Here is a 20537-nt window from a genome sequence, read left to right on the forward strand (position 1 = left end):
ATGCTTGAGCGATCGGGCCCGGTCGTCACTGGCCCACATTGTGCGCCAAGCAGCGACAGAGAGACCAGTTCATGAGCGACACTTCGCCAGCGCCTGAGCCGAACAAACCAACGGCTCCGCCGAACAAGCCAACGGCTCCGCCGAACAAGCCAACGGCTCCGCCGAACAAGCCAACGGCTCCGCCGAACAAGCCAACGCCTCAGGCGAACAAACGCAGGCCCGTCTGGAACCTCGTCAAGTTCTTCGTTATCCCGCTCGCGATCATCGCGATCATTGGCGTGCTGACGACGCAAAAGCATGATGGGCGGGCAGAGATCATCGAAAACGGTCTCGTCACGCAGGCCGTGCCGACCGGTAATACTGTTGACGAGTCGAGCCGCTCCGGCCGTCACACGGTTCAACTCGTGCGCCTTGAGTTCAGCTACGAGGTTGACGGCAAGACATACATCGCTCTCGGCGACCACAGCTACGACGAAGGGTCCTTCGACAAAGAAGCTGCGCTCGCCGCAAATTCCACAGCAGAGGTGCACTACGTCGAGGCCGACCCTGCTACGGCAATCGTGCTCGACACCGACTACCGCTAATCGAGCGTTAGTTCGCAGAATGCATTTGCCGCTCGGTTCAGACTGAATAGATTGAGCAGCATGTGTGTCGATAACGCCGAGATCGCATCGTCGAGGTCGAGCCTCGCATCGAGTTGTGTTCGGGCGTCAACGCCATACCGCTAGGGATCTGGATGACCGACTTCCGTGCACCGCCCAAGCCTTGTCTGAGGACGGTCGCATGAACGGCAACGCTCATAACACGACCGGCGCGCTCGCCGGTCGGCACGGGAACAATCTCGTTGCGGGACTTGGCATTTCCGAGAGTGGATATGCGTGCTTCTCACGGCGTTGGGTCCGCGTAATCATGAACTTCTCCAGAGCGAGCGACGTGCGTTGTGGATAGCATGCCACTGGGTATGCGCGGTGTCGCCCATTCATTGCTACGTTGATATCTGACAAATACTTGGGGGCACAGCGATGGTTTCGAATCAGTACACGGTTGTGCTGCCTAACGGGCCTCTGAGCGTGACGGCGTATGCCAATTCAGACCGCGGATCAGTGCGCACTTTGAACGAAGACAGCATGCTCGTGTTGCCTCGCGTCTACCTCGTTGCCGACGGAATGGGCGGGCATTCATTCGGCGATCGCGCGAGTCAGTGCGTTGTTCAGAGCGTCGCTCGTGCAGTGGCGCAGCACGACATCCTCACGCCCGAACACATCGTTCATGCCATCTCAGAGGCCAACCTCGCCGTCATCGCGCTTCGTGGAGAAGAAGACGGAGTATCGGGAACAACCCTGTCGGGCATCGCTCTGGTCTCTGTGGGGGCCGACGAAGAAACTCGTTGGATGGCGTTCAATGTGGGGGACTCCAGAATTTATGGTTGGGATGGGCGAAGCCTGCAGCAGCTCTCCGTCGACCACTCTGCCGTGCAAGAACTCATCGACCTCGGGCACATCACCTCGATCGAAGCATCCGTTCACCCCGATCGCAACGTGATCACGCGAGCCCTGGGCATCCACTCTCACGTCGATCCGGATTTTTGGTTATTGCCAGTTGCGACGCAGCAGACTTTTGTTGTGTGCTCCGACGGCCTCACGAAAGAACTCGACGACGACCTTATTGCAGGCATTCTTGCTGACCGTGCCGCTCTCAGTGACGACGAATCGATCGCCGATCGACTCGTTGCGGCCGCCATCGCGGCCGGCGGCTCAGACAACGTCACGGTTGTCGTAGTCGACGCTGCGCGTGCCGCCGACAATGACGCAACCGATGAAGACACTGTCGACCGCGTCATTCCGCAGCACCTCGAACAAACCCGACCCAGGAAGTAGAACGCAGTGGTAACGAAGTATCTCTGTGAACCAGCCGCTGATGCCGCATGGTCAGCGGTCGTTGGCGAGCAACTCATCATTCTTGTCGACTCATCGGACTCGGCGCTTATCGAGCGGCTCTGGACTAACCGGATTGCAGGAGCGCAAGCGGCCGTCGAGGTGCTGAGCGCCCGCGGTCTCTCGGCTACGCCGTCATTTGCCCTCGTCGAGTGGACGGCGGATGACACCACTTCGGCGGGTGCCCGCGCTATCGTGCGCGGAGCAGCGAGCGTGGTTTTCAGCACCGCCACCGGTTCGCACACCGTAAGCGGAACACGTGTGAGCACATGGGCAGAACACCATTTTGATGACGTTCGCGACTGCGTGATCGCGATCGACGGCCGCGCCGCTGGACGGAGCGATGAGACGCGCCATGAGGTATTCCTCCCGATATTCGCGGGCGTTGTAAAGACGATGAGCGTCCACTCGTCACGCAGCAGCAGCCGCAGCACAGCGACTCCCGCTTCGCTGGAGTCTCCAAGGCTGACTCCCAGCGCCCCCGAGTTGGCAGACGCATTGCCGCCAGCCGCCGCAGTGTCGGAGGCGACGATGGTCGACCGACCAGATCAGTTCTCCGACATTCCGCCGGGAGTGAGCGCAGCATCCGCCGCCCGCAAGGGCGATACCGCCGTCGACGACGCTCAGGGATACGACTTTCTCTTCGGAGAAACCGTCATGCGCAACGTCTCGGAAGCCGCCAGCGGCAACGAAAATGACGTGAGCGCCGAAAACGCGGATGTCGCGCCGCCGCCGGCCCCAGAAGCTGGCTCAGAGTTCCTGGGTGCAGAGCAACCGGCGGCAGAGGGCGACCACGATGGTTTGACGATCATGACGGCGGATCTTGCGAGTCTGCGAGCCTCGCAACCGAAACCCTCGACGGTGAGCGATTCACCGCCCAATCAGCCCACGCTCTATCTCGACCTCTCGACTGGTGCCCGCGAGGTGCTTTCTCAGCCGATTTTGGTTGGACGCGCACCAACCGTGGCCAAGGTGTCGAGCGGAGCGCTACCTCGACTCGTCACGATCCCCGGCGATAAAGACATCTCTCGCAATCACGTTCAGATCGTTGTCGAGGGCGGAACGGTGGTCGTTACCGACTTGCATTCTCGAAACGGCACTCATGTGACATTGCCGGGTCGAGCCTCTCAACGGCTGCGTGCCGGGGAGCCGACAGCGGTGATTATAGGCACCGTGATCGATCTCGGTGGCGACGTCACTCTCACCGTGAGTGAGGGGGCGTAATGCGTCGGGCTCCCTCAACGCCGCCCGAACTCCCGGGCTACACGTTTGTGAAGCTGTTAGGTTCGGGCGGCTTCAGCGACGTCTTTCTCTATGACCAGCACCTTCCTAAGCGTCGGGTCGCAGTGAAAGTCCTCCTCACCGAAGACTTAGCGCCGGCTACTCGCGCATCGTTCGTGGCTGAAGCCAACCTGATGGCGCAGCTCTCGGCGCATCCGTATATCGTTTCCATTTTTCATGCGGATGTTGCCTCTGACGATCGACCCTATTTCGTCATGGAATACTGCTCGGGCCCGAGTCTCGCTGAGCGATACAGGAGCGCTCCGCTCGCGGTGACCGATGTTTTGCGGGTGGGCATCCGAGTGAGCGGCGCGGTCGCCACTGCGCACGGCGCTGGCATTCTGCACCGCGATATCAAGCCCGCCAACGTGCTCACTAACGATTACGGTTGGCCGGCTCTCACCGACTTCGGTATCTCTTCGGCGCTCGATGACGAGATTCCGCTGCACACGAGTTCGCGCTCGCCACTCATCGAAGAGAGCGGCTCAACGACCGGGGCGTCGATCGGTATGTCGATACCGTGGTCGCCGCCCGAGATGTTCGACGACGATCCGAATCCGGATGTTCGTGCCGACGTGTTTTCGTTAGCGGCCACGCTCTACACTCTCCTCGCCGGGCATACGCCGTTCGAGGTGCGTGGTCGATCTAATGGTGCTCTTGACCTCATCGGCCGCATCGAACGTGGACTCATCACTCCGCTCACGCGGGAGGATGTGTCGGCCAGCTTTCTCGCCGTGTTGCGCAAGGGTATGGCATCTCGTCGCGACGATCGGTTCGCGAGCGCACTTGATCTGGCACGAGCATTGCAGCGCGTTGAACTGGAATTGGGTTACGCCCCGACGACCGTCGACGTGCCGAACCTTGTCGTCGATCAGGTCGCTCCGGCCGGAGCCGAGGATGACGACGACGCCACGCGTGCGCGAGGGGTTGCAACGATCGAAGCGCAGCCTTCGGCTGCCGCTCCCGCGGCTGATCGCGTCGCAGACGCTCCCATTGCGGGCACTGTCGCCAGCGCAGACGAGACTCAGCTCCGCGGTGCTCCCCAGCGGATCGCCCAGCCAGGGGGAATGGAGTTGGGCGAGACCGTGGTCCGCCGCAGACCGCCCGCGAACGAGGCCGCTGACTCGACCACAGAACCTTTTGAGATGGCGACGACGCGCGAAAGCGAGCTGAAGACGCGAACATCGTCTCCCCGAAAGCCACTGCCGTGGATCATCGGAGGAGTCGCAGCCGCCGTCGCGATTGCCGTCGGCGTAGCGGTCTTCATCACGAATCCGGTTTCCACAGAGGTTCCCTCGGTTGCGGCTCCCACCACGGCTCCCACCTCCGCAATTGTGGAGAGCGTGCCAACGCCGGTGCTCGTGTCCGCATCCGAAACTGCCGGTTCCGTAATTTTTACCGTCGATAACCCCTCGGGCGACGACGACGATCGCATCATCTGGCAGCGGGTGGGGCGCGACAGTGAGCCGGTTCGACAATCGGAAGACGGCGTCATCACCGTCGACGGTTACGCTCCGGGAGTCACACTTTGTATCGACGTGAGGATCGTGCGCGCCGGCACCGAATCTGCTAATCCGTTGGAGGCGTGTTTTCCCGAATGAATCCGCTTCGAGTTGAGTTCTGCGGCGAGTGGTACGACATTGCTCACCCCAACGATTTTCATGTCGGTCGGGAATCCGACCTGGTCATCGACGACAACCCCTACCTGCACCGTCGTTTTCTTCGGATATATGAAGATTTTGGGATGTGGTGGCTAGCAAACGTGGGCAACCTGCTGACAGCGACCGTGACTGATGCCACCGGTCAAGTGCAGGCATGGCTAGCGCCCGGAGCACGGCTGCCGATCGTTTTCCCCCAAATGCAGGTGCTGTTCAGCGCGGGGTCTACGACGTACGAATTCACTATTCACGCGGGTGATGACTACTACAACACGTCGACGGCGTTAGCGGGAACGGGTGGCTCGACGACGATCGGTCCGATTCCCCTGACGTCGTCTCAGCGGTTGCTCATCGTGGCTCTTGCAGAGGGAGTACTGCGTCAGTCGACGGCAGGCCGAGGGGATATTCCGACCTCTGCCGTTGTCGCGGCGAGACTCGGCTGGTCGATCACCACGTTCAATCGCAAGCTCGATAACGTATGCGAGAAGCTCGACAAGCGCGGTGTCGCGGGTTTGAGAGGGGGCAAGGACAATCTCGCCACCAACCGAAGGTTGCGACTCGTGGAGTTTGCCGTTGCGACCAGACTTGTCGATAAAGACGACCTCTATTTGCTTGATCGCAATGACGAGGAAGGCCGCACCCCATGATTGGGGCCGCGGCAGGGGAGAACTACCCATACACTGCCCTACTGAGAGAAGTTGAAAAATGCTACGGTAATTGCCAGAAGTGATCGAAGAAATGTCAGCGTGATCGTGTGCACGCAAGCTGTGCCGAGTTCGGGAGTAGTGCAACGTGAAGCTGTCTATCGGTACTACGCGCCAGCGTAAGACAATCGCCTCAGCGGTCGTAGTCTCGCTCGTTGTCGGTGTGCCTCTGACATTCGCTGCATTGCACCCAGGGTTTCCCGTTTCCGATGTCGACCTCACCGCCAGCGATGTCTGGGTGACCAACGGCGAACAACTGCTCGGCGGTCGGCTTAATCGCCAGATCGACGAACTCAACGGGTCAGTTATCGCCTCGAGCGCACAATTCGATGTGCTCCAGGATGGCGACGCTCTCTTCATGAGTGACCCCGTCGCCAACCGCATTGAATCGGTTGATCCCGCAACGACAGAAGTAACCTCGGCCATTGACGTCCCCAGCGACGCCGACATCTCTTTCGGCGGCTCGAACTTGGCTATCGTTTCGCCCAAGGGTGAGCTGTGGATTGTGCCCGCCGTCGGCGACCTGCAGTTCAACTATGTTTCAGACCCCGCTCTGATCGAGCTTGGCGATGGCGGCCGCGCGACGGTCACGGCCGAAGGCGTCGTCATTGCTGTCTCGCCAGAGAAGAAGGCGATCTATCGCGTCGAGACGATTGCCGACGAACCCGTGAAGTCAGAATTCCCAGCGGTGGGGGAGTTTCAGATAGCGGCGGCTGGCGATTCCGCGGTCGTGTTCGATCAGTCAACGAACGAACTGATTCTGGAATCGGGGCGCAGCTATCCGCTTGAGAAGCAGGGCATCCGTCTTCAGCAATCGAGCACCGAATCGGAATTTGCGCTGGTTGCAACCGGCGACTCGCTCCAAAGGCTCGAGCTCGGCAACGGTGCTCTCAGCGACATTCCCGCCGACATGGCAACCCCGGCGCAGGCGGATGGTGTCTCTGCTCCCGTCGCGCTTGATGGGTGCGCGCATGGGGCGTGGGCTTCTGCGCAACGGTACGTCCTGGCCTGCACCGGCGGCGACGCACAGACGTACGATATTGCCGAGCCGACGCAAGGAAGCGAACTAGAATTCCGGGTGAATCGCTCAGTGATAGCACTCAACAACCTTTCAAACGGCAATGTTTGGCTCATCGACGAGAACATGCGTCTCGTCGAAAACTGGGAGGACGTGACTCCTCCAGAAGACCAGGAGTCAGAAGAAGAGGGCGACGAGAAGTCATCGATTCAGTCATTCGAAGACACTCTTGCTGAGCGAACCGACTCCAACCGAGATCCGGTAGCGGCCGATGATGATTTCGGCGTTCGCCCGGGCCGCACCACCGTATTCAGCGTGCTCGACAACGACACTGACGCTGATGGCGATGTGCTTGTAATCTCGGACTATGACCGAATCGCAGAGTCGACGGGACGACTCGACCTGATCGACGGTGGCCGTGCGCTCCAATTCACGCCGGTTCCCGACTTCGTTGGTGGCATCGCTTTCAACTACACGATCGACGATGGTCGCGGGGGAACTGACCAGGCCCGGGTCTCGGCGACAGTTGTTCCCGAGGGGCGCAACGAACTCCCCGTCAGTGTTCGCGAAACCGGTATCAGCGTTGAAGCGAACCAGACCGTGAGCTATAACGTGCTCGCGGATTGGAAAGACCCCGACGGTGACGATCTCTACTTGATCGCGGCTTCTCCGAAGTCCGGTGACCTCGTGAGGTTCACGCCCGATGGCTTCGTAACGTTCACACACCAGACCTCAGAACTCGGCGAGAAGGTCGTGACCTTCTTGGTGTCTGACGGCAGCGATACTCCAGCTCAAGGCGAACTAGTCGTGACCGTGGAGCCCGCCGGAACCCTCAATCCCGTTGGTACTCCCGACTTTGCTTCGGCGTTCGAATCAGAGACCGTGGTTATCGAACCGCTGCTTAACGATCTCTCGCCGTCAGGAGCACAGCTCACTCTGATCGCGATGGACGAGGCAGACAACGGCGCCGTGGCTTCCTTCGACAGCGATCGCGGCGAGATCACCTTTAGCTCGTCATCGGCCGGGGTCTTTTACTTGACCTACACCTTGAGCGCCGGCGCGAACACGAGCGTCGGGATTGTGCGCATTGACGTCCTTCCCAAGCCCGCATCCGCGCAGCTTCCCCCCGTCGCGGTGAAGGACACGGCGTATCTCCGTGGGGATGAGCCAACGACAGTGTCGGCGCTGTCCAACGATGTCAGCCCCAGCGGCAATATTCTCGCGGTGCAATCGATCGACGTTGATCCCGCTCTCGTCGCGAAAGGCCTCGTTGTTGAGTTGCTAGAAAGCACGCTCATCCGAGTTACCTCGCCAGCTGCGCTCACGAGCCAAGTCAATTTCACCTACACAATTTCAGATGGCGTGAACACCGCTACGGCCGGCGTCACGGTGGTGCCGGTGCCAGCGTTGACCAAGCACCAGCCGCCCGTCGCTCTGGATGACTCCGCCAAGGTCCGTGCTGGAGACATCATCACTCTTGATGTGCTCAACAATGACTTCCATCCCGACGACAGCCCAATGTCTCTTGCCCCAGAACTCGTAACTCAGCCTGTGGCTGGCGTTGCTTTTGTCAGCCGCGACAAGCTGCGCTTCCAAGCACCGACAGCTCCCGGTGCGTACACCGTCGACTACCGCGTTATTGACCCCTTCGGTGAGACTGCTGCGGCGACCGCTACCTTCACGGTGACACCGATCGACGTTGACGCCAACCAAGACCCGACCCCTATTGCTCTTATCGCGCGAGTTCTTGCTGGGGGCGAGATCAAGGTCGAGATTCCGCTGAGCACCGTCGACCCCGATGGTGACTCAACGCAGTTGCTCCGATTCCCGACAAACCCCACGCTGGGAGCGGTGACGGAGTTCGGCACTGACTACTTCATTTACGAATCCTCGACTGCAACATCCGGTACTGACTCGTTCAGCTACGAGGTAGTCGATGCATTCGGGGCGACGGGAGTCGGTGACGTCAAAATTGCGGTCATTCCAGAACCTGACGAGCTGCGTGATCCCATCGCCGTTCCCGACAGCGTCGCGATTCGCCCCGGCCGCACGGCACAGCTAGACCTGATGGAAAACGACTCGGATCCTCAGGGCGCCCCCATCTCCGTCTCGCCAGAGCTCATCGACGTGCCTGATGGAGTGTCTGCCGAGGTAGTTCGGGGCCAGTTCTTGGTGATCGAAGCCCCCGACACCGAACAGTCATTCTCATTGCGCTATCGCCTAGAGAACAACAGAGGTGGATCAGCGGTGAGCTACGTGCTCGTTCAAGTGACGCCGGATGCCCCGATCTTGCCACCCTCGGCTGAGGACCTCAGCGTGCTCAAGAAAGACATTGCTGGCAAGAAGTCGATCTCGGTCGATTTGTTCGACGGCTACGCGTTCAACCCTGCGGGCCGAACCGAAGATCTTGTGATTGCTCTCGAAGGGCCTAACGCTAAGTCGGGCGTGCTCAACGAGGTTAACGGCCAGATCGAAGTCACCCCCGGGGCGACGCGTCAGGCAATCACCTACAGCGTCACGAATGAGATCGACGGGCTAAGTGCCCGAGCCTTCATCCTTGTGCCCGCTGCCGTCGACGAAGACTTCGACGAGCCGCCAGCAATTGATCCTGACTTGCCCACCCAATATGTGGGGATGAACGAGACGCGTGAGTGGAAACTCTCCGACATTCTCGACGTGCCGTCGGGGCGTGACGCGTGGATTCCCGAAGCGACTTCGGTGAGCGCAGTTCAGGGTGATGGCTCGCCCAACTTCGTAGACAAAGACACCATCACGTTCACGCCAGCGTTGGACTACCGTGGGCCGGCATCCGTCAGCTTCACTGTCACTGATGGTGCCTCTAAGAATGATCCCGCCGGCAACTCGGCCGGACTGCGGATGAACATCGTTGTCGGCGACCCTGACTTCAAGGACACGCCGCCAGAGTTCACGACTCCCAACACCCAAGTTGAAGTGGGGGAGACGACGGTTATCGACCTGCGGAGTTCAACCGCGCATCCAAACCCGACCATTCTTGGCCAGGTCAGCTACTCGAACATCACCGGCGCCAGCGATGGCCTTGAGGCAAACCTCAGCGGTTCTCAGCTGAGCTTGAATGTGCCACGCAACACTCCCAAGGGCACAACGATCACGCTAGGCGTCACCCTCCGGTGGGATAAATTCGAGGTTCCCGGCACGATCAATGTGACCGTCGTCGGATCGACCCGTCCTTTGGCCGTAGCAGTGTCGGATGCTGTTGAAACACAACGAGGCGATGGAGCGGTCACCGTCAACCCGCTGACGAACGACTCGAACCCGTATCAGACCACGGGTGAAGCGTTGGAGATTGTCGACGCTAAGGTGCAGAACACGGGCGAACCGGCCGATGTGACCTTCACGGGCACTACGGTGACTATTCGCCCCGATGCAGCTCTGAAGAGTGGCGTCATTGAAGTCGTGTACACGATCGCAGATGCGACGGAAGATGCGGATCGACAGGTCAACGGAACCATCACTCTGGTGGTCAGCGACATTCCCGACCGGGTGCAGAAGCCAACGCAGGATGCCGGCTCCGCCATCGGCGGCGACAAGTCCGCAACCTGGAGGTTCGTCGCACCGGCCACGAACGGCAAGCCCATTACAAGCTATGAAGTGCGCACCACACCGGCTGTTTCTCCTGTGCCGACAGACTGCACCGCTGGAGCGCCCTGCACGATCACTGGCCTCCAGAACGGAACGCCCTACACCTTTGGTGTGCGGGCGATCAACGAGCACGGTGCAGGCGAGTGGTCGTCGACGAGTGATCAGATTACTCCGTACGGCACCCCTGCCGCTCCAACGGTAACAGCGACGGTGGCGAGTAGCTGGGCGCCGAATGGTCAAGTATCCGCGACCTGGCCTGCCGTCGGTGGCACCGGAGGTACCACGACGTATTACTGGTCAGCAAGCAATGGCCAGTCAGGAAACACGGCGGGAACGTCCGCAACAACAACCGCCAATCTGGGCGCGGGAAACTACACCTTTACGGTGTACGCCCAGAACTCTGGCGGCAAGCGCGGACCCGACGGCACCTCGAATGGCGCTCAAATTCAGAATCAGACCGTGCCGGCCCGGGTGGCAGGCATCACGGGCAACGTGACGAAGAGCACTACTGCCGGCACGATCGCGTGGAGTTGGAGTGCGAGCACCGGTGGTGCAGCAGTGACGGACAATCTCCGTTACCGCTGGACGCTCAGCAACGGAACGACCGGCGTCACTGCCTCCACGAGCGCGACGACTTCGGGGCTGCCAGCAGCCACGAAGTACACGCTCACCGTCGAGGCTTACAACAACGCAGGAACCGGCGCCGCCGGGTCCGGAGACGCTGGCCCGATCGTGACGCCGCCGCCGCCGGCTGTGTCGCACCTCTGCCTGGCACCGTATCCGGCTACTTCACGAACCGATGACTACCTCTTGGGGGTCAAGTGGAGCGGCCAGGGTACTGGCTCGCACACCATGGAGGCACGCGACGAAGAAGGTAGCTACAGCGGCAACACCTACACCCGATCTGGCGCAAGCGGTACCCAGATCACCGCATCGTGGAAGGTTTGGAATGGCCTGCGCGGAAACATCGATGGTCTGTACAAGGTGTGGGAACGCTTTGACGGCTCCGATGGGCCCCACGTGTCAATTCAAGATCTGCCCGCCTGCTAGCGCAGCCCGAAATCACCAGTAAGCACAAAGGACACTTCAGAATGCCCGTTACACAAGAGCAAGCGACCTGGTTCGCTAACGCGTTTCAGAAACTGATTAGCAACGTCGACAAGGCCATTGTCGGCAAAGATCACGTGATTCGTCTCGTGCTGACAGCGCTGATTTCTGACGGCCACGTTCTGCTTGAGGACTACCCGGGAACGGGCAAGACTGTTCTGGCAAAGGCACTGGCGAACACGCTCGACGGCACCACGTCGCGCATCCAGTTCACTCCTGACCTCCTGCCTTCGGACGTCACGGGTGTGCAGATTTTCGACCAGTCGAAGGGCAAGTTCGAGTTTCACCACGGGCCGATATTCGCCTCGATTGTTCTGGCGGATGAGATCAACCGCGCGAGCCCCAAGACTCAGAGCGCGCTGCTCGAAGTGATGGAAGAGGGCGTCGTCACGATCGATGGTGAAGGGCACCCCGTGGGGGCGCCGTTCCTCGTCATCGCGACCCAGAACCCCGTGGAGCAAGCCGGAACGTACAAGCTTCCCGAAGCCCAGCTCGACCGCTTCCTCATCAAAACGACGCTGGGTTACCCCGACAGCGCCACCGCGGTGTCGCTGCTCATGGACTCCGGCACTCGGGCTCGAGCTTCGCTGGTGTCACCCATCATCAAGCCAGAATCGATCGTCGCCATGGCAGCGCTGGCCGCGGAGGTGTTCGTCGATGAGTCAGTGATGAAGTACCTGAACAGCATCGTCGAAGGCACTCGCACAGACCGTGACGTCGTGCTCGGCGTGAGCATGCGTGGGGCAATGGCCCTCGCTCGCGCGATCAAGACCTGGGCAATCACCCAGGGCCGCACCTACGCAACCCCGGATGACGTGCGTGATCTTGCCGTTCCTGTTCTCGCTCACCGTGTCATCCTCGACCCAGAATCGGAGTTCTCCGGGGTGCTGGCCGAAGACGTGATCAACCGCATTCTGGTCGACATCGAACCGCCCGCCTACCGCGCTTCCTAAGCACGGCACTCTCTTCCTGTGACTACCGACTCTGCTGTGAGCTCCGACGCCCGTGCCGATGCCCGTGCCGACGCTGAGCGCGCCCGGGCAGCGGGCTCGCGGGCGACGGAGCGTGAACCAGCCCGAGCCACGGCCGCGACGCCGGGCTTCGTGACGCGCGCGAGCGAGTCGATTCGCCGAGTGTTGCGGGGTGCCGCCGCGGTGCTCTCGCCCGTTATTCGGGCAGTCGTTCGGGCTCTCGCGCCCGTGCTCGGTGTGGTGACGCCACTCGGTTGGTTGGTCCTGATTCTCGCGACGGCTGCTTTGCTCCTCAGTATCGGTTTTGGCTGGCAAGAGTTCACCTTCCTCGCTGCTGTGTTGTTCGCAGCAGTGGTCGTGAGCGTTGCGTTCTTGTTCGGGCGAGCATCGTACGGCGTGGTCGTCGAACTCAACCCTCGCCGCGTAGTCGTTGGCGATCGAGCGCTGGGGCGCATGGTCGTCACTAATGTTGGTGCACGACCTCTGCCTCCCACCCGCATGGAGCTTCCCGTCGGTAAAGGTGTCGCAGAGTTTCAGCTTCCCGCGATGAAGCCGCAAGCCGAGCACGAAGAATTATTCGCGGTGCCCACGGCTAAACGAGCAGTGATCGTCGCCGGCCCGGCAGAGTCCGTGCGGGGCGATCAGCTGGGGCTGCTGCGTCGGGCTCTCAAATGGGCGGATGCCGTCGACCTGTTCGTGCATCCGCGCACGGTCCGCCTTGTTCCGTCAGCGGCGGGTCTGGTGCGCGACCTCGAAGGTCAAGTGTCGAACAAGATCACCAATAACGACATCGCTTTTCATGCTCTTCGGCCCTATGTTCCGGGCGACGACCGCCGCTATGTTCACTGGCGTACGTCGGCGCGCATTGGGCAACTGATGGTGCGTCAGTTTCAGGAGACTCGGCGTTCACAGCTCACGATCATCCATTCGTCTCGCAGCGAGCTCTATGCGTCTGAGGCAGAGTTCGAGCTGGCAGTCTCGGTGACGGCATCCATTGCAGCTCAAGTGATTCGCGACGGCACTCAAATGAATGTGGTCAGCGAGACAGGGTTGTGGAAAACCCAGACCGTAACGTCAATGTTGGATGCCTCGTGTCGTATTGAGCCGAATGTGGACCGTTCCGAGACCATGCGGAGCTTCGCTCGTGGGCAGACGCGACGTTTGCCAGCCCCGAGCGTGGTCATGATTGTGGCGGGATCACAGATGAGCACCGCCGATTTCCGCAGCATTCAATCTCTGTTTGGTCAGGACACCAGCCAAGTGGCATTCCATGTTGTCGACGGCGCTGATCCGAAAATTTCAGCGGTGGCCGGTCTGACGGTCATCACCATTGGCGATCTCAATGATCTGTCGCGACTCGTTCGGGGGTTGGGCGGTTGAGTACACAACAGCAGCGTCCACAGCAACAGCCACGGCGTCGTCCGGTGAGCGCACGAACCTGGGCTGATAGTGGCATCGTGCTGGCGCTCACCGCTATTGGGCTCGTAGGTTTCGAGCCATCGTTTGGCGGGTACAGCTTTCTGTTGCCGGCGATCGGCGGGCTAGTGCTTGGCGCGACGACCGCAATCGTTGCAAGTATTTTCCGACTCAATGTGGTCACCACGGTTACGGTTGCCGTCGTGGCGTACTTTCTGTGTGGCGCTGCCATTGCGGTGCCCCAGCAGGCCCTCTTCTTTGTGCTCCCGAGTCTTCAGGCGTTGTCGACGATTGCGATCGGCACGGTCTATGGCTGGGCAGATATCGTCACGCTGCAAACTCCGATCGAAGCGCCGCAGCACATCACGGTGGTGCCGTACTTCGCAACGTGGGTGGTTGCGCTGGTGTCAACCTCGCTGGCGGCACGCTGGTTACCGAGCACATCACGCTCGGCCTGGCGCTACGGCGTCGTGCTGCTGGGGCCTTTGGTGATTTATCTCGCGAGCATCCTGATCGGTACCGACGACCCGTACCAGGCTGGTGTTCGTGGCATCGGCTTCGCTGTGCTGGCGCTCATATGGTTGGGATGGCGCCGCTCGAGCGACAACGTTGCTCAGGCCGGATCGCAGCGGATTCGCTCGCGCAAAATCGCGGGCACGGCGGTCGTGCTGACAGCAGCCGTTCTACTCGGCGGGGGAGCCGGCTGGTGGTTTGCGCCCGCGCAAGACCAACGGTTCGTATTGCGGGATGAAATCGAGCCGCCTTTTGATCCGCTGCAGTACCCGAGTCCTTTGGCCGGTTTCCGTCACTACACGAAGCAAGTCACGGATGACGTGCTCTTCACCGTCTCGGGGCTGAAAGCGGGCGACACGGTGCGCCTCGCAACGCTCGACTCCTTCACTGGCAAGCTCTGGAACGTGACCGGGGCCGAATCTAGTGCTGAAGGCTCTGGCACGTTCAGCCTGGTCGGCCGCGCTCTGCCCGAGCAGAGTTTCGTCACGCCCGAGGCCCGCAACGACGTGACTTTCACCATTGGGGAGTACGCGGACGTCTGGATGCCGAGCATCGGCTACCCGACTGATTTGGTCTTCACCGACGGCGCTGCGCTCGATGCGAAGGACAGCCTGCGCTACAACGCATCCACGGGAACCGCGGTGCTCACCGCTGGCCTCAGGGAGGGCGATTCGTACACTATCGACGCGACCGTGCAACAGGTGCTTTCTGCTGAGGATCTCTCTGACGTTCCGGTCGCCGCGGTTGAGCTCCCTCCAGTCACGGCGAGCCCTGACGTCGTCACGGCCAAGGCTCAGGAGTATGCCGCGAGTGCCACTACGCCGGCGGCCCAACTTGAAGCTATGCGGCTGGCGCTCACGACGACGGGCTTCCTGAGCCACGGTCGAGCATCCGACACCGTTGCCTCTCGAGCGGGGCACGGTGCTGACCGCATCACCGACCTCCTTGAAAGCAACCAGATGGTCGGAGACCAGGAGCAATACGCTTCAGCGTTCGCGCTGATGGCGCGCAGTTTCGGCTACCCCGCACGCGTCGTTATGGGGTTCGCGCCCGAGATCGTCGACGGCCAGGCTGTCGAGGTGACGGGTGATGACGTCACGGCCTGGGTTGAGGTCGCGTTCGATGATGTGGGGTGGGTTGCTTTCGATCCGACCCCGGATGAGACGGACATCCCTCAAGACCAGACGCCGAAGCCTCAGAGCGAACCGCAACCGCAAGTGCGTCAACCTCCGCGGGCCGAAGCCGATGCTGAAGATTTGCTCACGCCGGTCGAGCTCGAAGAGAGCGACGAAGAAGACGACGGACTGGCGTTCTCCATTCCGGGCTGGGTTTACGTGCTCGGCCTCAGCCTTCTCATTCCCGCGCTCCTGCTGCTCGTGCCGCTGCTGATCATCGGGCTCCACAAAGCCCGTCGTGCTCGGCGCCGCCGCGCGGCCGCCGCGGCCCACGATCAGGTTGCGGGCGCCTGGGAAGAGCTTGTCGACCAGTACTCCGAACTCGGCTACAGCGTTCCATCGAGAGCGACACGCGTCATGGTCGCCGTTCAGCTCGACGCGCAAGTGGGTGAGGGCACTCCCGCGCTGCGCACGATCGCTGTCACGACCGACGACGCAGTGTTCTCTGGGCAAGAGATCTCCCCAGAACGCAGTGACGAAGTGTGGAACGCTACTGCGGCGGCGATCGAAGCCGGCCGCACCGGCCTCACAAAGCGACGCCAGTTCGTGAGCCGCTACCGCATCCGCTCAGCCCGCGACTGGGCCGCAAAAATCTCATCGAAGAGAGAAGACTCATGAAACTGAAACTCACTCTCAAGCGGGCGTCGCACCTCGACGACGACATCGTCGTGACAACCGACGCCGCCGCTACCGTGGCGGATATCGCAACAACGATTGCGCGCGTTGACCCTCTTCGGGCCGGGGTAGCAGCCGACGATCGCCCGCTTACGCTTCGCGCGGCATTACCCGGCCACGACGAGTGGCTCGTCTTGCACCCCGACGCTGCTATCGGCGAGGCATGGGTCGGTTCCGGGGCGAAAGTTGAGCTCTCTGATGCCGGAGTGTACTTCTCGGCGAAGGGGGCGGGAGATTCCCCGCAAGTAGGAATCATTCGGGTCGTTAGCGGGCCAGACGTCGGTAGAGAGTTTCCGCTCCGCGAGGGGTCTGTGATTCTTGGCCGGGATTCTTCGTGCGACGTAGTTCTCAGTGACCCGTTAGTTTCGAAGCGTCACGTGCGGCTAGAAGTATCTGATGTCGTTGAGGTGGTTGACCTTGGATCAGCCAACGGCGTGGTCGTTGATGGTGGGCTGGTGCCACGGTTGCTCGTCACGCAGTCGGAGAGCATCCTGGTAGGAGATTCGGAACTGCGCATTGACGTGGTGGAATCTGTTGCGTCGCGCGGGCTTGTGCAGCGACCGGGGCCGGTCATGTTCAACCGTTCGCCGCGAGTCGAGACGCGGTACCCGGGCCGCACTTTCACTGCTCCCGAAGTGCCTGCCGAGAAAGAAGACAGCACCTTCCCGTGGTTAGCCATGGTGGCGCCGGTGTTGCTCGGTGTGAGCATGTGGTTGATTTTCGACCGCCCGGCAGCGCTCCTTTTCGTTCTTATGTCGCCGATGATGTTGATCGGTAACTACTTCATGAACAAGTCGAAGAACAAACGGAGCTTGAAAAAAGCGATCGCCAAATTCGACTCGCACTTGGCAACTCTCTCCGAACAATTGGCGGCCGAGCGCGTAGTCGAGCGAACGGCGCGGCTTGCAGAGTCTCCGGCGACGTCGGAGACTCTTGATCAAGCGTTGCGGCGCGGTCCGCTCATGTGGACGCGGCGAGCTGAGCACTGGTCCTTCCTCAATATTCGCTTGGGTGTCGGCACGATGAAGTCACGAAACGTCGTCGATTCTTCGTCTCGCGGCGACCTCCTGCCTGAGTTCCAAGAACGGCTCGACGTCCTGATCTCCGATAACGAGCGAGTTTCTGGGGTGCCAATCGTCGATAACCTCTTCGATTCGGGGGCGCTTGGTATCACTGGCGACCCGGCCGTCACGGCGAGCGTTGTCAACGGACTCGTGGTTCAACTCACCGCATCGCACTCGCCGGCCGAGCTGGTCGTTGCTTCCTTAGTGACACCGCAGTGGTCGCGTGAGTTGGGGTGGCTAAAGTGGATGCCCCACACCTCGTCTCCACAAAGCCCGCTTGAGGGTAGCCACCTCACCGATAGTTCGTCGAGTTCTGCGGTGCTGCTCGCTGCCTTAGAGGCAGTGGTCGATCAACGTTTGAAGGATGCGAAGGCGAGCCGTCGCGGAGCTATGGATCAGCGTCGAGCAGCGCTCGAGCGCGGTGCCGAAATTGGAGAGAATTCCGCTGAGGAAGGCACTAAGTCGCCGATCCCGGCGATCGTCGTCCTGATCTCCAGCGATGTGGCAGTGGATCGAGCGCGTCTTGTCCAACTCGCGGAACGAGGCGCTGATGCGGGCATCTTCCCCCTGTGGTTCGCGCCGACGCTCGACGAGTTGCCTGCGGTCTGCCGAACCTACATGAGTGTGACCGCTGACGCGCCCTTGGCGACCGCGGGCTTAGTGCGATTGGGAGAGGCAATAACCGACGTTGAGGTAGAGCATGTTGGCGCGGACCAGGCATTGGAGTTCGCTCGTCGCCTATCGCCCGTGATCGATGCTGGAGCAGTCGTGGTGGATGACAGCGACCTACCGCGGTCGATCTCGCTCGTGACTGTACTCGGCCACGAGCTTGTCGAGGCAAGCGACGCTGTTGTCGACCGCTGGCGCCAGAACGAGTCCATCCACGACCGGACTCCCGGCGCAAGCCCGAGCAAACGCCGCTCGGGAAAGCTGCGGGCAACGGTAGGTAGCGCCGGCATTGATGCTATGCACCTTGATTTGCGTACGCAGGGTCCGCACGCTCTGGTGGGCGGAACCACGGGTTCCGGCAAGAGTGAGTTTTTGCAGGCATGGGTGCTGGGCATGGCTGCCGAGTACAGTCCTGATCGGGTGTCGTTCCTCTTTATCGACTACAAAGGTGGCGCGGCGTTCGCCGATTGCGTCAGCCTGCCGCACTGTGTTGGTTTGGTTACCGACCTGAGCCCGCATCTCGTTCGTCGTGCCCTCACAAGCTTGCGGGCTGAGCTCCACTTCCGGGAACACCTGCTGGTTCGCAAAAAAGCGAAAGACCTTCTTGAACTGGAGAAGCGCGGTGACCCGGAGAGCCCACCCGCTCTGGTATTGGTCATCGACGAATTCGCGGCGCTCGTGGGGGAGGTGCCGGAATTTGTGGATGGCGTCGTCGACATCGCTCAGCGCGGGCGTTCGTTGGGCATCCATCTCATCATGGCAACTCAGCGCCCCGCCGGTGTGATCAAAGACAATCTGCGCGCGAACACCAATCTTCGAGTCGCGTTGCGCATGGCGGATGAGTCCGACAGCAGCGACGTCATTGGTACGAAATCGGCCGCGCACTTTGACCCCTCTATTCCTGGTCGTGGCATAGCGAAGACGGGCCCCGGGCGTCTGCAGCAGTTCCAGTCCGGCTATGCGGGCGGCTGGACATCGAGGGATCCCGAACGACCGAGCGTCGAGGTGGCCGAGTTGCGTTTCGGCGGAGATGTTCCCTGGGAGGAACCACGAGTTGAGGCCGTTGACGAATCGCGGGACCTTGGCCCCACTGACCAACAGCGGTTGGTGTCATCGATTGTCGCCGCGGCGTCGTCAGCGGGAATTCCGGCACCGCGACGGCCGTGGCTCGATGAGATTTCTTCTGTTTACGACTTATCGTTGCTCCGTCAACGAACTGACCGTGAGTTGCTGATAGGCGTTTCTGACCTCCCCACGCAACAAGAGCAATTGCCGGTCTACTTCTTACCGGATGTCGATGGTCACATCGCCATCTACGGTACTGGCGGTTCCGGAAAGAGTACGGCGCTGCGCACACTGGCGAATGCCGCCGCGATCACTCCGCGTGGTGGGCCCGTGGAGGTCTACGGGCTCGATTTCGGCACGGGCAGTTTGCGGATGCTGGAGTCGCTGCCGCACGTTGGCTCAATCATCAGCGGGGATGATCCTGAGCGCGTCATTCGCCTGTTCCGCTATCTGAAAGCTCAACTAGAGTCACGAGCGCCCCGGTTCGCCGCGGCAAATGCCTCGAGCATCTCCGACTACCGCACTTTGGCCAACTCACCAGCAGAGCGGCGAGTGCTATTGCTGATCGACGGCTTCCCGTCGTTCCGTGAGGACTGGGAAGTGGCTAGTGGGCGGTCGGCCTGGTACGACGTGTTCAAGGACATTCTTAGCGATGGACGCCAGTTGGGCATCCACGTGGCGTTCACTGCTGATCGCCCCGGTGCCGTTCCTTCGTCGGTGGGGGCGAGCATCCAACGTCGCGTCATTCTGCGATTGGCCGATGACACCGGCTACAGCATGCTTGATGCGCCGAATGACATTTTGAGCCCCTCGTCGCCTCCGGGGCGCGCGATTGTCGATGGCCGAGAGACGCAAGTCGCCGTTCTCGGAGGGTCCGTTTCGATGACCGCGCAATCAGCAGCCGCCGAGAAGTTGGCGCAGTCGATGCTGCGCGCGGGAGTGACCCCTGTAGATCCGATTCGAGCGTTGCCCAAGGAATACTCTGCATCGGCTCTGCCGGATCGTGTCGATGCCAAGGTCACCCTCGGTGTGAGCGATGAGGCTATGGAAGCAGTCGGTCTAGAGCCGGCGGGAACGCTTCTGATCTCTGGGCCGCCCGCGAGTGGGCGAAGCAATGCGCTCCAGTGGCTCGCTTACTCGGTCACTCGTTACGACGCGACTGCGCGGCGCTACTATCTCGGTAACGCTCGCTCGGGGTTGGCCGGAGCGCTCGAGTGGACAAGCGCGGCAACGACGGTGGAACAGGTGGCGGCTCTCGCGAAGGACCTTTCTGCTGCAGTGAGTGATCCAGAAACGGAGGGCAAGATCTCTGTCTTCATCGAGAACATTTCTGACTTTTTGCAGACTCCCGCCGATGCCGCGATCGTCGAATTGGTCAAGGCGGTGAAGCGCAGTGAGCACTTACTCGTCGCCGAGGCAGAGACAACGTCGTGGAACGCCTCGTGGCCGTTGTTCGCCGAAATCAAGAATGCGAGACGGGGTCTGCTGTTGCAGCCCGACTCAATCGAGGGTGACATTCTGCTCAAGACTCCGCTTCCGCGCGGCAGCCGCAGCGAGTTTCCTGTTGGCCGGGGAATGTTCATTGCTCGCGGCAAAGTTTCTCGGGTGCAGTTGCCCCTGCTGTGATCGCGCGATGGGGAGCACTACCCATCGCTTTAGTGGGATC

Annotated in this window: 10 protein-coding genes; all 10 read left to right on the plus strand. The window is 61.0% G+C overall.

The genetic code is table 11. The annotated features are described in order from the left end of the window. Positions 1-71: 71 nt before the first annotated feature. The 10 genes from I6E74_RS05800 to I6E74_RS05845 all read left to right on the plus strand — a co-directional run bounded on the left by I6E74_RS05800 (position 72) and on the right by I6E74_RS05845 (position 20497). Positions 72-584, plus strand: coding sequence for a DUF3592 domain-containing protein (locus I6E74_RS05800; RefSeq protein ID WP_197123892.1), 513 nt, complete (start codon positions 72-74; stop codon positions 582-584). Positions 585-1022: 438 nt separating this feature from the next. Further along, a complete protein-coding gene (locus tag I6E74_RS05805) occupies positions 1023-1877 on the plus strand; it encodes a PP2C family serine/threonine-protein phosphatase (protein ID WP_197123894.1) in 855 nt (284 codons plus the stop codon). 6 nt (positions 1878-1883) lie between these two features. After that, the gene (locus tag I6E74_RS14710; protein WP_197123896.1) at positions 1884-3158 is read left to right on the plus strand and encodes an FHA domain-containing protein; all 1275 of its coding nucleotides are present in this window, start codon (positions 1884-1886) and stop codon (positions 3156-3158) included. Continuing rightward, a complete protein-coding gene (locus I6E74_RS05815; protein WP_197123898.1) occupies positions 3158-4816 on the plus strand; it encodes a serine/threonine-protein kinase in 1659 nt (552 codons plus the stop codon). The genes I6E74_RS14710 and I6E74_RS05815 overlap by 1 nt, the downstream gene beginning before the upstream one ends. Then, complete coding sequence (locus tag I6E74_RS05820; protein ID WP_197123900.1) at positions 4813-5520, plus strand: hypothetical protein; 708 nt, start codon at positions 4813-4815, stop codon at positions 5518-5520. Before I6E74_RS05815 ends, I6E74_RS05820 begins: the two co-directional genes overlap by 4 nt. A gap of 145 nt (positions 5521-5665) precedes the next feature. Continuing rightward, entirely contained in the window at positions 5666-11266 is a 5601-nt protein-coding gene (locus I6E74_RS05825; RefSeq protein WP_197123902.1) for an Ig-like domain-containing protein, read from the plus strand. Between the two features lie 41 nt (positions 11267-11307). After that, positions 11308-12276, plus strand: coding sequence for a MoxR family ATPase (locus tag I6E74_RS05830; RefSeq protein ID WP_197123904.1), 969 nt, complete (start codon positions 11308-11310; stop codon positions 12274-12276). A gap of 18 nt (positions 12277-12294) precedes the next feature. Beyond that, positions 12295-13674: a DUF58 domain-containing protein gene (locus I6E74_RS14715; RefSeq protein ID WP_197123905.1), complete on the plus strand. Its 1380-nt coding sequence runs from the start codon at positions 12295-12297 to the stop codon at positions 13672-13674. Between the two features lie 44 nt (positions 13675-13718). After that, on the plus strand, positions 13719-16016 hold the full coding sequence (locus tag I6E74_RS05840) for a transglutaminase domain-containing protein (protein ID WP_197123906.1): 2298 nt from the start codon (positions 13719-13721) through the stop codon (positions 16014-16016). Continuing rightward, a complete protein-coding gene (locus tag I6E74_RS05845; RefSeq protein WP_197123907.1) occupies positions 16013-20497 on the plus strand; it encodes an FtsK/SpoIIIE domain-containing protein in 4485 nt (1494 codons plus the stop codon). Before I6E74_RS05840 ends, I6E74_RS05845 begins: the two co-directional genes overlap by 4 nt. Positions 20498-20537: the final 40 nt, after the last annotated feature.

Origin of the sequence: Salinibacterium sp. SWN139, from assembly GCF_015864625.1 — a bacterium.
Lineage (GTDB): Bacteria > Actinomycetota > Actinomycetes > Actinomycetales > Microbacteriaceae > Rhodoglobus.